The 14071-nt window shown below is 72.6% G+C and carries 11 protein-coding genes; 9 read left to right on the top strand and 2 right to left on the bottom strand.

All coding sequences use genetic code 11. The annotated features are described in order from the left end of the window. From KDM41_13930 to KDM41_13895, 8 genes are all read left to right on the top strand, one after another. Positions 1-161, top strand: a 161-nt coding sequence (locus KDM41_13930) for an SPOR domain-containing protein (GenBank protein MCB1184524.1), incomplete at its 5' end; no start/stop codon positions are given. 49 nt (positions 162-210) lie between these two features. Then, positions 211-939: a peptidylprolyl isomerase gene (locus KDM41_13925; GenBank protein MCB1184523.1), complete on the top strand. Its 729-nt coding sequence runs from the start codon at positions 211-213 to the stop codon at positions 937-939. A gap of 59 nt (positions 940-998) precedes the next feature. Then, positions 999-3836: an excinuclease ABC subunit UvrA gene (gene uvrA, locus KDM41_13920; GenBank protein ID MCB1184522.1), complete on the top strand. Its 2838-nt coding sequence runs from the start codon at positions 999-1001 to the stop codon at positions 3834-3836. A gap of 154 nt (positions 3837-3990) precedes the next feature. Further along, entirely contained in the window at positions 3991-5142 is a 1152-nt protein-coding gene (gcvT, locus tag KDM41_13915; protein MCB1184521.1) for a glycine cleavage system aminomethyltransferase GcvT, read from the top strand. Between the two features lie 31 nt (positions 5143-5173). Then, positions 5174-5551 (top strand): glycine cleavage system protein GcvH, encoded by a 378-nt coding sequence (gene gcvH, locus KDM41_13910; GenBank protein ID MCB1184520.1) that lies wholly within the window; start codon positions 5174-5176, stop codon positions 5549-5551. A 7-nt stretch (positions 5552-5558) separates the two neighbouring features. After that, positions 5559-6917 (top strand): aminomethyl-transferring glycine dehydrogenase subunit GcvPA, encoded by a 1359-nt coding sequence (gcvPA, locus tag KDM41_13905; protein ID MCB1184519.1) that lies wholly within the window; start codon positions 5559-5561, stop codon positions 6915-6917. Positions 6918-6934: 17 nt separating this feature from the next. Next, on the top strand, positions 6935-8419 hold the full coding sequence (gcvPB, locus tag KDM41_13900) for an aminomethyl-transferring glycine dehydrogenase subunit GcvPB (GenBank protein MCB1184518.1): 1485 nt from the start codon (positions 6935-6937) through the stop codon (positions 8417-8419). 10 nt (positions 8420-8429) lie between these two features. Next, the gene (locus tag KDM41_13895) at positions 8430-9155 is read left to right on the top strand and encodes a lipoate--protein ligase family protein (protein ID MCB1184517.1); all 726 of its coding nucleotides are present in this window, start codon (positions 8430-8432) and stop codon (positions 9153-9155) included. Between the two features lie 115 nt (positions 9156-9270). On the opposite strand, the gene KDM41_13890 is transcribed toward KDM41_13895, so the two are convergent. Both KDM41_13890 and KDM41_13885 read right to left on the bottom strand, forming a co-directional pair. Then, the gene (locus tag KDM41_13890; GenBank protein ID MCB1184516.1) at positions 9271-10596 is read right to left on the bottom strand and encodes a hypothetical protein; all 1326 of its coding nucleotides are present in this window, start codon (positions 10594-10596) and stop codon (positions 9271-9273) included. Continuing rightward, positions 10583-12625 (bottom strand): hypothetical protein, encoded by a 2043-nt coding sequence (locus KDM41_13885; protein MCB1184515.1) that lies wholly within the window; start codon positions 12623-12625, stop codon positions 10583-10585. Before KDM41_13885 ends, KDM41_13890 begins: the two co-directional genes overlap by 14 nt. A gap of 340 nt (positions 12626-12965) precedes the next feature. On the opposite strand from KDM41_13885, the gene KDM41_13880 reads away from it, so the two are divergent. Then, a partial coding sequence (locus KDM41_13880) for an ABC transporter permease (GenBank protein MCB1184514.1) occupies positions 12966-14071 on the top strand: 1106 nt, incomplete at its 3' end.

The following is a 14071-nucleotide window of genomic DNA, read 5'->3' as shown; positions in this document are numbered from 1 at the left end:
CGGGCCTCGGCTACGCGCCGGTGATGGAGGTTGCGACGCTCGGGGGCCAGACTTACCATCGTGTCGTCCTGCCCGGACTGGCCGACCGTGCCGCCGCCGAAAGGCTGGGGGAGCGGCTGCGCGCGGAACTGGGCATCACCTATCTGATCCGGCGCGACTAGCGTCGGCCACGAACATCGGTCCGGGACGCGGTCCCGGCCTGGAGGTCCCATGCGCACCGCCCTGAAGCTCCTGCTGCCGGTCACCCTGCTGCTCGCCGCCGCCGCGGCCCAGGCCGCCGAGCCGACCTTCGTCCGGCTCGACACCGAAGAGGGCGAGATCCTGCTCGTCATGTATCCGGACCTGGCGCCGAACCACGTGGCCAACTTCACCCACCTGGCCCGCACCGGCTTCTACGACGGCAGCCGCTTCCACCGCATCGTGCCGGGCTTCGTGATCCAGGGCGGCGACCCCAACAGCAAGGACGCCGACCCGCGCAACGACGGCATGGGCGGTCCGGTCATGAGCGACGTGCTGACCGACGCCGAGAAGGCCAAGGTCGACGAGGTGAACGCCATGCTCGAGGCCAAGGGCTACAAGGGCCTCGACGGTCCCGCGAACCTGAAGGCCGAGTTCAGCAAGACGGCGCACCACCTGAAGGGCTCGCTGAGCATGGCGCGCAGCCGCGACGTGGACAGCGCCGGCAGCCAGTTCTTCATCTGCGTCGACGCCACGCCGCAGCTCGACGGCCAGTACACCATCTTCGGTCACGTGGTCATGGGCCAGGAGGTGGCCGACCGCATCGTCTCCGCCGAGAAGAACCCCTCGGCCGGCCGCGACGCCCCGGCGGTGCCGGTGGCCATCACCAAGGCCACGGTCATCGAGGGGACGGGCCACCTGACGGCCGACGAGAAGGCGGCCTGGGACGCCATGGATCCGACCCTGAAGAACGTCAAGTAGCACCCGCACCCGGAAGAGCCGCCTTGGCCAGCACCGAACCGCACCGCGATCAGCCGGCGATGTCCCCGTCCCACGGGGACATCACCGTCAAGGGCGTGCGCGTCCACAACCTGAAGAACATCAGCCTCAGCCTGCCCCGGCGCCGGCTGGTGGTGATCACGGGTCCGAGCGGGTCCGGCAAGTCGTCGCTCGCCTTCGACACCCTCTACGCCGAGGGCCAGCGGCGTTACATCGAGAGCCTCTCGAGCTACGCCCACCAGTTCCTCGACCAGCTGGCCAAGCCCGACGTCGACCGCATCGACGGCCTCTCGCCGTCGCTGGCCATCGACCAGAAGGGCCTCGGCCGCAGCCCGCGCTCGACGGTGGGCACGGTCACCGAGATCTACAACTTCATGCGCCTGCTGTACGCCCGCTGCGGCACGGTGCATTGCCCCGACTGCGGCATTCCCGCGACGGGTCGGCCCCTCGGCGAGATCGAGGACGAGATCGCGGCCCTGCCGGAGAAGACCCGCTTCTACTTGCTGGCGCCGGTGGTGCGCGGGCGCAAGGGCGAGCACCGCAAGCTGCTCGACGACCTGCGCCTGCAGGGCTACGTGCGGGTGCTCGTCGACGGCGAGCTGCGCGAGCTCGAGGACGACATCCGGCTCGAGCGGAACAAGGCCCACGACATCGCCGTGGTCGTCGACGGCCTGGCCAACCGGCCCGGCATCCGCGACCGGCTCAAGGCCGGGCTCGAACGCGCGGCCGAACTGGGCGGCGGCACCGTCGTGGTGTGGAGCGACGGCCAGGAGAGCTGGTACAGCCGCGAGTCGTCGTGCACCTCGTGCGGGCGGGGCTTCCCCAGCGGCGAGCCGCGCATGTTCAGCTTCAACTCGCCCGCCGGCTCGTGCGACCACTGCAACGGCCTGGGCACCCTGCGCAGCATCCTGCCGGAGGCGCTCGTGCCGGATACCGAGGTGTCCCTCGAGGGGGGCGCCGTCGAGTTCCTCAAGGGCAAGGAATCGAGCTGGGTGTACGTGCAGATCGAGGCCCTCGCCGACGCCATGGGGTTCAGCCTGCGCAAGCCCTTCGCCGAGATCCCCGACCGCGGCCGGCAGGCCATCTTCCACGGCCTGGACGACGCCCTGCGCGCCGAGCTGAAGGAGCACAAGCACTACAACGCCTTCCTGCGCGACTGGGAAGGCCTGGTGCCCGAGCTGGTGCGGCGCCACCGCGAGACGAAGTCCGAGAAGATCCGGGCCAGCCTCGAGAAGCTGATGGTCGAGACGACCTGTCCCGAATGCCGGGGCCACCGGTTGAAGGCGGCCTCGCTGGCCGTGCGCATCGGGGGGCTGAACATCGGCGAGGCGGCGGCCCTGACCCTCGACGAGTTCGACGCCTGGATCGCCGGCCTCGCGTTCACGGGCCAGCGCGAACGGATCGTGTCGCGGCCGATCCTCGAGCAGATCCGCCACCGGCTGCGCTTCCTGCTGCAGGTGGGCATCAGCTACCTGAGCCTGGCGCGCGGCACGGCCACGCTCTCGGGCGGCGAGGGCCAGCGGGTGCGCCTGGCCACGCAGGTGGGCAGCCAGCTGACGGGCGTGCTCTACATCCTGGACGAGCCCAGCGTCGGCCTGCACCACCGCGACATCGGCAAGCTGGTGCAGACGCTCAAGGACCTGCGCGACCGCGGCAACTCGGTGATCGTCGTCGAACACGATCGCGACGTCATGCTGGCCGCCGACCACATCATCGACATCGGACCGGGGGCGGGGGAGCACGGGGGCACCGTCGTGGCCCAGGGCACCGTGGCCGAGGTGGCTGCCCGCGAGGGCCTGCCCACGGGCGATTTCCTCGCCGGACGCGTCGGCACCGGCGGGCCCGAGCCCCTGACCGGCGGCCGTCCCGCGCGGCGCGAGGGCGAGGTGCTGCGCCTGACCGGCCTGACGGGACGCAACCTCAAGGGCATCGACATCGAGATCCCGCTCGGGCAGCTGACGGTGGTCACCGGCGTCTCGGGCTCGGGCAAGAGCACGGCCGTGCACGAGACCATGTACCGGGCCCTGGCGGCCCGCAAGCACCACGCCCGCCGGCCCGCGGCGCCGTTCGCGGCCATGACCGGCGACGAGCACCTGCACTCGGTGATCCTCGTCGACCAGACGCCCATCGGGCGCTCGGCCCGTTCGACGCCGGCCACCTACACCGGCCTCTACAACCACATCCGCAAGGTCTTCGCCCAGACGAGCCTGGCGCGCATGCGCGGCTACGGCGCCGGGCGCTTCAGCTTCAACACCGCCGGCGGGCGCTGCCCCGTGTGCGAGGGCGCCGGCCTGCGGCGCCTGACCATGGACTTCCTGCCCGACGTGGAGGTGCTCTGCGAGGAATGCGGCGGCCGCCGCTTCGACCGCGAGACCCTCGAGGTGCACTTCAAGGGCCACGACGTCGCGAGCATCCTGGACATGACCGTGGAGGAGGCGCGCGACGTGCTGGGCAACATCCCGGCCTGCGCGAAGATCCTCGACGTGCTGCACGGCGTGGGGCTCGACTACCTGCGCCTCGGCCAGTCCGGCGGCACGCTCTCGGGCGGCGAGGCCCAGCGCATCAAGCTCGTGAAGGAGCTCAGCCGCGGCGGCCAGCGCCACACCATGTACATCCTCGACGAGCCCACCACCGGCCTGCACTTCTGCGACGTCGACCGCCTGATGCACGTGCTGCACCGGCTCATCGGCCAGGACAACACCGTCGTCGTGATCGAGCACCACGCCGAGGTCATCCGGCGGGCCGACCACGTCATCGACCTCGGACCCGAGGGCGGGGCCGGCGGCGGCGAACTCGTCGCCAGCGGCAGCCTCGAGGAGGTCATGGCGGCGCCCGGGAGCCACACCGGGGCCATGCTGCGGGAGCTCTTCGGCCGCTAGTCCGGCCGGGACCGCGGAATCCGCTTTCCCCTTGGCTTGAACGGCCGCTGCGGTTAGATTGGGCAGGTCGCGGGGCCCCCCTCCCGCGGCCGGGCCGCCGTCGTGCAGCCCCCGTTCCAGAAACGACCCTGAATCCCGACCAGGAGCCCCGTCCTTGACCGCTTCCGACGCTCTCAAGACCACGCCCCTGACCGCGTGGCACCGCGCCCACGGCGCGAAGATGGTGCCCTTCGCCGGCTTCGAGATGCCCGTCCAGTACGAGGGCGTCCTCGCCGAGCACGCCGCCGTGCGCGAGCGCGTGGGGCTGTTCGACATCACCCACATGGGGGAGATCTTCGTCACCGGCCCGGATGCCGAGGCCTGGCTCGACGGCCTGATCACCAATCGCATCACCGGCGTCGAGGTGGGCAAGGTCACCTACACGGCCATGTGCCGCGCGGACGGGGGCGTGCTCGACGACATGCTCGTCTACCGCCTCGGCGCCGAGCGCTGGCTCGTGGTGTGCAACGCCGCCAACCACGCCAAGATCGCCGCCTGGCTGGCCGACCACCGCCCCGCCGCCGGCGTCGCCCTGGACGATGCCAGCGACCGCACGGCCCTGATCGCGGTGCAGGGGCCGGACAGCCGCGATCTCGTCGGGCGCCTGGCGCATCTCGCCGCCCACGTCGACACCATCGGCGGTCTCGACTTCTACACCTGCTTCACCTGCGACGGCCCCGGCGGCGAGTGGCTCGTCTCGCGCACGGGCTACACCGGCGAGCACGGCTACGAGATCTACCTGCCCCACGCCGACGCCGTCGCCGTCTGGGAGGAGCTGCTGGCGCAGGGCGCCGACCTCGGCGTGGCGCCCATCGGCCTCGCCGCCCGCGACACCCTGCGCTTCGAGGTGGGCTACTGCCTGTACGGCCACGAGCTGGGCGAGGACATCACCCCGCTGGAGGCGGGCATCGGCTGGGCCATGCGCCTGAAGAAGCCGGCCTTCGTCGGCAAGGAGGCGCTAGAGGTCCAGAAGCGCACCGGGGTGCCCCGGAAACTCGTTTGCCTGGAGATCACCGGCCGCGGCATCGCGCGGCAGGACGCCCGGGTGCTCTGCGACGGCCGCGACGTCGGCTACGTCACCAGCGGCACCCACAGCCCGACCCTGAAGCAGGCCCTGGCCCTGGCCCTGGTGGCCAGCGACGTCCCGGCCGACGGCGACCTGGCCGTCGACGTGCGCGGCAAGCCGATCGCCTGCCGGATCACGACCTTCCCGTTCCTCTCGGCCCGCACCAAGGGTGACCCGCGGGCCGAACGATCGCTGCCCTAGGGGCGGCCAACCACGCAGGAGGCGCGCAGCCATGGTACCTGACGACCGCAAGTATTCGCAGGAGCACGAGTGGGTGCAGATCGAGGGCGACACCGGCGTGGTCGGCGTGACCGACTTCGCGGCCAGCGAACTGGGCGACGTGGTCTTCGTCGAGCTGCCGGAGCCCGGCTCCGAGTTCAGCCAGGGCGACACCGTGGGCACCATCGAGTCCGTGAAGGCCGTGGCCGATCTCTACCTGCCCATCTCGGGCGAGATCGTCGAGGTCAACCAGGACGTCGTCGACAGCCCCGAGCTGGTGAACAAGGACCCCATGGACGGCGGCTGGCTGCTCAAGGTGAAGCTGAGCGATCCCGGCGAGCTCGACCAGCTCCTGGACGCCGCCGGTTACAGCGAACTGACGGGAGGCTGATCGGCCCATGCCCTACGTGCCGCATTCGCCCGCCGACGTGCGGGCCATGCTCGACGTGCTGGGAAAGAGCAGCGTCGACGAACTCTTCGCCCACCTGCCGGCCAACGTCCGGCTGAACCGGCCGCTCGATCTGCCGGACGGCCTGACCGAGGAGGAGGTGCGCCGCTACTTCCGCGGCGTGGCCGCCCGCAACCACGGCATGGGCGAGCTGGTGAGCTTCCTCGGGGGCGGGGTGTACGACAGCATCATCCCCGCGGCCTGCGACGCCATCTCGTCGCGCAGCGAGTTTCTCACCGCCTACACGCCGTACCAGCCCGAGGTCTCGCAGGGCACCCTGCAGGCCATCTACGAGTGGCAGAGCTACATCTGCCGCCTGACCGGGCTCGACGTGGCGAACGCGAGCATGTACGACGGCGCCACGGCCCTGACCGAGGCCGTCTCGGTGCTCATCGCGTCCGGGCGCCGCAACACGGTCGTCCTGCCGGACACCCTGAATCCCCGCTGGCGCCGCGTCGTGACCACGGCCATGCACGGCATGGGCGTGAAGGTCGTCGACGCGCCGGTGGGGCCGGACGGCACCACCGATCCGGCCGGCCTGGCCAAGGTCCTCGGTGACGACGTAGCGGCGTTCGTGCTGCCGAACCCCAACTACCTCGGGCTCGTCGAACCCGTCGACGAGCTCTGCGCCATCGCGCGCGACGCCGGCGTGGGCGTGGTGGCGGCGGTCAACCCGGTCTCGCTGGCGGTGCTCCGGGCGCCCGGCGAGTACGGGGCCGACCTGGCGGTGGGCGAGGCCCAGCCGTTCGGCATCAACCCCGGCTGGGGCGGGCCGCTGCTGGGCTTCCTGGCCTGTGTCGATGCCCACAAGCGCCGCATCCCCGGCCGCATCGTGGGGCGCACCACCGACAACCGCGGGCAGCAGGGCTACGTGCTCACGCTGCAGACGCGCGAGCAGCACATCCGGCGCGAGAAGGCCACCAGCAACATCTGCTCGAACCAGGGGCTCAACGCCCTGCGAGCCACCGTGTACCTGAGCATGCTCGGGGCCGGCGGCCTGGCCGAGCTGGGCGAGGCGAACCTGGTCCGCTGCGCCGCCCTGCGCCGGCGCGTGGCGGCGGTCGACGGCGTCGAGCTGCCCTTCGCCGGGCCGGTGTTCAACGAGTTCGTGATCCGTCTGCCGAAGCCGGCCGAGGCCTTCCGCGCCTTCGCCCGGCGGCACGGCGTGCTGGCCGGCATTCCCCTCGAGGGCTTCGCCGGCTGCGGCGCGGGCGACCTGCTCGTGGCCGTCACCGAGAAACGCACCGCGGCGGAGATCGACCGGTTCGGCGATCTGCTGGCCGACTTCGTGTCCGGAGGTGGGCAGTGAACGGCTTCAACGAGAACATGAGCCCACGGCGCTGGAATGCCGACCTGCCCCAGTCGATCTTCGACCAGGGCGGCCCCGGCCGGCGCGGCCTGACCTTCCCGCGGTGGGACGGCGAGCCCGTCGACGCGGCCCTGCCCGCCGACGTGCGCCGCGCCGCGCCCGCCGACTTCCCGGCCCTGAGCGAGCCCGAGGTCATGCGGCACTTCACCAAGCTGTCCACGCTCAACCACCACATCGAGCGGGGCATGTATCCCCTGGGCAGCTGCACGATGAAGTACAACCCCCGGGTGAACGAGCAGGTCGTGGCCCTGCCCGGCCTGGCCGACCTGCACCCGGAGCAGGGTCCCGAGGACATCCAGGGCCTGCTCGAGGCCCTGCGGCGTCTCGAGGACGCCCTCTGCGAGATCACCGGCTTCGCGGCCTGCAGCCTGATCCCGGCCGCCGGCGCCCAGGGCGAGTACCTGGGCATGCTCGTGATCCGGGCCTTCCATCTGGCGCGCGGCGACCGCAGCCGGGACGAGATCCTGATTCCCGATTCGGCCCACGGCACCAACCCGGCCTCGGTGGTGATCTGCGGCATGAAGCCGCGCACCCTGAAGTCGCGGCCCGACGGGCGCATCGACCTCGACGAGCTGCGCGCCGCGGTGGGGCCCCAGACGGCCGGCATCATGATCACCAACCCGAACACCCTCGGCCTGTTCGAGAACGACATCCGCGAGGTGGCCGACATCATCCACGCGGCGGGCGGCAAGCTCTACATGGACGGCGCCAACATGAACGCCATCATGGGCAAGGCCCGGCCCGGCGACATGGGCTTCGACGTGGTGCACCTGAACCTGCACAAGACCATGTCCACGCCCCACGGCGGCGGCGGCCCGGGCGCGGGCCCGATCTGCGTCGCGAAGGAGCTCGCGCCGTTCCTGCCCGGTCCGCGCATCGCGCGCATCGACGACGGCGGCTGGACCCTGACCAAGGTGCCGGTGCGCGGCAGCAACGCCATCCATGCCTACTTCGGCAACGTGGGCGTGTGCCTGCGGGCCCTTTCGTACGTGCTGCGCAACGGGGGCAACGGCCTGACCCGCGTCACCGAGTGCGCCGTGCTGAACGCCAAGTACCTGCACCACCGGCTGCGCGACATCCTGCACGTGCGCGACGCCGAGGGGTGCATGCACGAGTTCGTCGCCGACGGCTCGGCGTGGAAGAAGGAGTTCGGCGTGCGCACCCTCGACGTGGCCAAGCGCATGCTCGACTACGGCATCCACGCGCCGACGATCTACTTCCCGCTGATCGTCGACGAGGCCTTCATGGTCGAGCCGACCGAGACCGAGTCGCGCGAGAGCCTCGACCACTTCGTCGACGTCATCCGCACCATCCACCGCGAGGCCCGCGAGAACCCCGACCTGCTGCGCGAGGCGCCCGTCTCGACGCCGGTCGGGCGCATGGACGAGGCGGCCGCGGCCCGGCAGCCGGACCTGCGCTGGCTCGGGCCGTGCAACTGCTAGGGCCCGGCGGATGAAGCTGCGCGTCCACCTCGACGGCGCCCGCACGGGCGCCTGGAACATGGCCCGCGACGCCGAGCTGCTCGCGGGCCATCGTCCCGGCGACGACCCCGTCCTGCGGGTGTACCGCTGGGAACCGGCCGCGGTGACCATCGGCTACAACCAGCAGTTCGCCGACTTCGCCGGCGAGCGCATCGCGGCCCGCGGCTACGACCTCGTGCGCCGGCCCACCGGGGGGCGCGCCATCCTGCACGCCGACGAGCTCACCTACGCGGTGATCGGCTCGTCGCCGTCGCCCCTCTTCGGCACCTCGCTGCACGACACCTACATGAAGATCAATGCGGCGCTGCTGCTCTTCCTGTCGCGCCTGGGCCTCGACGCCGACATCAGCGAGGGCGAGAGCCGCGCCGAGGCCCGCGGCCTGGTCTGTTTCCGCAGCGCCGGCCGGCACGAGGTGAAGGTGGGGGGGCGCAAGCTCATCGGCAGCGCCCAGCGCCGCACCGAGGGCGTCTTCCTGCAGCACGGCTCGATCCTGGCCGGACCGCGGCATCTGGAGCTGGTCGAGCTGCTCGGCGCGGAGGGGGCCGCCGCACCCGACGCCGCCGCCCTGCGCGAGGTGACCACCGATCTGGGGGTGCTGCTCGGTCGCCCGCAGGCGGGCGCCGCTCTCGACGCCCTCGGGCCGGCCCTCGCCGACGCCTGCGCCGAGGTCTTCGACCTGCCCTGGGTCGAGGCCTGACCCGTCCTTTCGCCCGCCGCCATCGCCCCGACGGTCCCGGACGTGACGACGCCCCGGGGGTGCGTACCCGGGGCGCCGTCCACGTGCGCGGGAAGGGGGAGCCCCGCGCCTGCCGTCAGAACTCGAGCATCGAGCCGAGGGCCACGCCCACGCCCTTGTTGTCGCCGATGGTGACGCCGCTGCGGGAGACGGCCGCCGCGTCGAGGCGCCAGGGACCCGCCTTGATCCCCACGCCGACGGTGGCGCTGGTGCCGCGGTCGCCGCCGGTGCTCAGGCCCACGCGGGGCTGGAAGAACGAGGCCAGCCGCCACTCGACGCCGGTGTTGACCAGGGGCGAGGTCGAGGTCACGCCCCGGTCCTCGAAGCCCTGCACGTAGTCGGCCGCGACCATGAACGAGCCGAACTGCCGGGCCGCGCCGAGGCGGGCCCGCCGCGGCAGTTCGGTCGTGTAGCCGTCGGTGGCGAAGGTGGTGTCGGCGTCGGAGACGGCCGCGTCCAGGTCGCCGTTCATCAGGTTCACGTCGGCCGCGGTGACGCGCATCTCCTGCCGCTCCACGTCGCGGTCCCAGCTCACCTGCGCCAGCACGTTGTCCACCGCGAGGCCGAACTGCCAGCCGTCGTCGGTGACCAGGGCCAGGCCCAGGTCCAGGCCGTAGCCGCTGCCGCCGCTCGACGACTCGGTGGCCACGTAGGCCTCGCCCGCGATGTCGTTCAGGCCGGTGGTCAGGGTGCCGTAGGCGTCGGTGACGTGCATCTCGTAGATGCCGTGCAGGTAGCGCGCGTTCACGCCGGCGCTCAGCCGCGTGGTCGCGCCCTCGCGCAGCATGAGGCCGTAGGAGACGGCGGCCGAACCCACCGCGTAGCCCTCGCCCCAGGTGTTGCTGAAGTCGACCGTCTCGCCGAGCTGGTTGCCGTTCAGCACCAGGTCGAAGTAGTCGCGGTCGAGGTTGCCCTGGCCGGCGCCGAGGCCGCTGAAGCTCACGGCGAAGGGACCGGTCTGGAAGCCGAGGGCCGACGCGCTGAGATCGGCGTCGAGCTGCAGGCCCGACGCGGGGATGTCGTCCAGCAGGCGCGCCTTCTCGGTGCTGTCGAGATACTGGCCCGTGATCTCGTTGTAGCGGTCGAGGCTGAGGGCGTTGTTGTGGACGTCGGCCGCGGCGGCGGCCAGGCCCACGGTGGTGCCCTCGCTGAAGGCCAGGTTGGCCGGGTTGTAGCCGACGGCCTCGAGGCCGCGGGCGGTGGCGGTGCCGGCGCCGCCCATGCCCCAGGCGCGCACGACGCCCTGGGCCTCGGCGGTGGCGGCGATCAGCAGGCCCGCCAGGCTCAGGCCGGTCACGACCAGCGCGATGCCGAGGCGGCGGCGGTCCCAGGTGCCGGCGCCCGCGGCGTCGGCCAGCGGCGCCTGCGCCCGGCGCAGGGAGGGGTGGCTAGAATTCGTCATCGATCAGCACCTCCAGTTGCACGACGCCCCGGAACTCGAGGTAGTCGCTGGACATGACCCGCACGGGCTGTCCGTCGGTGGCGGGCAGGAAGGCCTCGACCCGCGTGTGCAGGCCGGCCAGCCCGAAGATGCGGGCCTGGTCCGTGTCGAGGGCGACCACGGGCCGGCTCGTGACCGCAGCGCTCACGGCGTGGCTCACCGGATCGGTCTCGGCCGCGGCCACGGCCACGGGTCCGATCACCAGCAGCGGCGCGGAGTCCAGCAGGCTGGTGTCGGTGTGGGCCACGATGCGGAGCTCGACGCCCATGGGCAGGTGGTTGAGGATCTCGGCGTGCAGCTCGGCGCCGCGCGCGTGGGTCGCGATCCGGTCGCGCAGGTCGGCGTCGAGGTCGAGGGCGCGGGGATCGCTGTCCAGGGTGGCGCCCGTGATGACGACCTCCACCGGGGCGCTCAGGGTCCACTGGACCACGGCGTACTCGTCGGGCCGCACGGTGCCCGCCACGCCGCCGCCGCCGGCGATCACGTCGCCGCCCAGGGTGATCGTCTCGGGCAGGTTGTTCAGGAAGTCGAGGACGCCGCTGTTGGTCTCGTCCAGCACGATCGTCGTCACGGCCGGATTGCGGTCCAGGGCCGGCAGCACGTGCTCGGCCACGTCGAGGGTGCGCACCGCGCCGTCGGCGGCGGTCCCGGTCAGGGTCAGGTCGACGTCGGCCGCGATCCCGGCGCTGTTGGTCAGGGTGAGCTCGAGGCGGGCGGCCGTCAGTTCGAGGCCGTCCATCTCGTCGGGCAGGTCGATGGTCTCGGTGACGGGGTCGAGGGCCACCACCGTGGCCGGCACCAGGCCGGTGACGGAAGCGAAGGTGACCGTGCCGCCGTCCACCGCGGCGGTGACGCCGTCGGCCGCGGACAGGGCCACGGGCGCGCCGCCGCTGCCCGGCGAGCTGACGGCGACCTGCAGGTCCAGGCCGGTCAGGGCGGCGCCGTCGGCGACGACCAGGTAGCCGGCCAGGTCCAGGGCGGGGGTGATGGCGGTGCCGGGCGCCAGGTCCCAGGCGCGCACGAGCGGCACGCCGTCCAGGTCGCGCACCTGGTCCCAGATCACGGTGACGGTGCAGGGCAGGGGCATGTCGTTGGCCAGATCGAGATCGATGCGGCCCTGGTCGATGACGGCGCGGCTGATCTCGTAGTCGGCCGGCAGGTCGACCGCGAACGAGGTCGAGAAGCTCTGGGCGGCGACGACCGCCGTGGCCGACGAGACGACCAGATCGGTGAAGGCCGCGTCGACGGCGATGGTGTCGGCGGCCCGGACCGTCACCGGCGCGGCGCCGCTGCCGGGCGAGCCGCCGGTGATGCGCACCGCCACCGCGTCGGGCAGGACGACGCCGGCGAGGTCGGCCGCGCGGGTGGCCTGCTCGCCGGGCGCCAGCCGCGGGAAGGCGAGGGTGGCCAGGGGCGCGCCGCCCGCCGGATCACGCAGCTCGAGCACGATCTGGTCGGCGCCGCTGTCGGCGCCGAGGGGCACGGCGAAACCGTTGCTCACCGTCACGCTCAGGGCGCCGGAGGCGAGCACCGCCGACTCGATGTCGGGCAGGTCCTCGCCGCCGCTGGTCAGGTCGAACGGGAACGCGGGCACGAGGGTGGTCACGCCGTCGACGGCCGCGGCGGGCGGCCACACCTCGCCGAGGGTGAAGGCGAAGGCCACGGGGTCGCCCGCGGGCAGGGTGAAGTCGCCGAGGCCCTGGGCGACGCTCTCGGTGGGCAGGTCCACCGCGAGGGCGAAGTCGAGGGCCAGGGTGTCGGCGTCGCCGTCGACGCTGAAGCCGAGCGTGCCGTCCTCGCCGACGACGAGGAAGTCCTCGTCCTCGACGGCCTCGAGCACCGTGAGCGTCTCCACCCCGATGGGCAGGGTGAAGGTGGTGTCGAACGAGGGCATCTCGGGGCTGTTGATCTCGCACCCGGCGCCCACCAGCACCGCCGCCACGAGGGCGACGGGCAGGGCCGTGCGGGAGAGGGTCGTCCTGGTTGTCATGCGGTTCCCTTCGGCTGGAAACGGGCGCGGCCGGGCCGCGCATCGGTGGGCCCGCCCTGCGAGATCCGTACCGGATGAGGATTCCTTCACCCAGCCGTTCGGGGGGAAATGACGGGGAACGACGGGGAACCCCGGGGAACGACGGGCAACGTCGCGCCGCCCGGGGGGCGCTCGCGCCGCGCTGGGGGACGCCGCACCCTATGCAGGAAGCCCTGTCCGCGTTGCAGAACGCCCGACCATCCTGGCGCCGCGGCGACGCCGGTCCCGGGCTTGACCGTCCGCCCGGGCACTCCCTATGATCAGCCTCCGTCGCCGCCGACCCCGACCCCGGATGGGATCCATGCTGCCCTGGCTTGCCCGCCGTCTGGCCTACTCCCTGCTGCTGCTCTTCGTGCTCGCGTCGGCGGTGTTCTTCGCGGTGCGCCTGGCGCCGGGCGATCCCCTCGACCAGGTCGTGAACGAGGAGGTGACCGCAGCCGACCGCGCCCTGCTGCGCCAGCGTCTCGGCCTCGACCGGAGCCTGCCCGAGCAGTACGCCCATTGGCTGACGGGTGCGGTGCGCGGCGACTTCGGCCTGAGCCTGCGGCAGCAGCGTCCGGTGGCCGACGTGGTCGGCGACGCCCTCGGTCCGACCCTGCAGCTGACGCTCGTCTCCTACGTGCTGCACCTGGCCTTGGCCGTGGCGACCGCCCTGGCCCTCGCGGCGCGGCGCCGGCGGGCCGGCGCCGCCTGGCTCGAGGGCACGGGGCTCGTCTTCTACTCGGTGCCGGCCTTCTGGCTCGGACTCATGTTCATCCTCCTGTTCAGCCGCCAGCTCGGCTGGTTCCCGGCCGGGGGCTTCGCCGGACCCGACGCCGCCTTCCTGCCGGCGGGTGCGCGTCTCGTCGATCGGCTCCGGCACCTGGCCCTGCCCGTGCTCACCCTGACCCTGAGCACCTTCATGGGCACCACCCGCTACCTGCAGGCCGCCCTCGAGGAGGTGCTGGCCGAAGACTACATTCTCGCCGCGCGCGCCCGCGGACTGCCGGAAGACCGCATCCTGCGCCGCCACGCCCTCCGCAACGCCCTGCTGCCCCTGATCACGCTGGTCGGCCTGAGCCTGCCCTGGCTGGTGGGCGGCGCCCTGGTGGTCGAGACCGTCTTCGGCTGGCCGGGCCTCGGGCGCGTCACCATCGAGGCCGTCTGGGCGCGCGACTACACGGTGATCATGGCGACCACGGTGCTGGCCGGCGCGGCCGTGGTGGCCGGCTCGACCCTGGCCGACCTGCTCTACCGCCGCGCCGACCCGCGCGTGCGGGCGGCCGGACCCGACGGAGGTCTCCGTGGCGCCACGTGCCGGCATGGCGAAGGGGCGGCGCCGCCCCGGTCGGCGCGGCCTGATCCTGGGCGCGGGGCTGACGGCGGTCTGGGTCGTGGTCGCGGCGGCGGCGCCCCTGCTCGCGCCCG

This window comes from bacterium (genome assembly GCA_020440705.1).
Taxonomy (GTDB): Bacteria; Krumholzibacteriota; Krumholzibacteriia; order LZORAL124-64-63; family LZORAL124-64-63; genus JAGRNP01.
Note: the sequence above shows the minus strand (reverse complement) of the source record. Positions and strands in the feature narration are given on the sequence as shown.

Bases quoted from the DNA above. Each gene is read 5' to 3' on its own strand.
- KDM41_13925 (MCB1184523.1), top strand. From the start codon at position 211: ATGCGCACCGCCCTGAAGCTCCTGCTGCCGGTCACCCTGCTGCTCGCC.
- uvrA (MCB1184522.1), top strand. From the start codon at position 999: ATGTCCCCGTCCCACGGGGACATCACCGTCAAGGGCGTGCGCGTCCAC.
- KDM41_13895 (MCB1184517.1), top strand. From the start codon at position 8,430: ATGAAGCTGCGCGTCCACCTCGACGGCGCCCGCACGGGCGCCTGGAAC.
- KDM41_13885 (MCB1184515.1), bottom strand. From the start codon at position 12,625: ATGACAACCAGGACGACCCTCTCCCGCACGGCCCTGCCCGTCGCCCTC.
- gcvPA (MCB1184519.1), top strand. From the start codon at position 5,559: ATGCCCTACGTGCCGCATTCGCCCGCCGACGTGCGGGCCATGCTCGAC.
- gcvH (MCB1184520.1), top strand. From the start codon at position 5,174: ATGGTACCTGACGACCGCAAGTATTCGCAGGAGCACGAGTGGGTGCAG.
- KDM41_13890 (MCB1184516.1), bottom strand. From the start codon at position 10,596: ATGACGAATTCTAGCCACCCCTCCCTGCGCCGGGCGCAGGCGCCGCTG.
- gcvPB (MCB1184518.1), top strand. From the start codon at position 6,935: ATGAGCCCACGGCGCTGGAATGCCGACCTGCCCCAGTCGATCTTCGAC.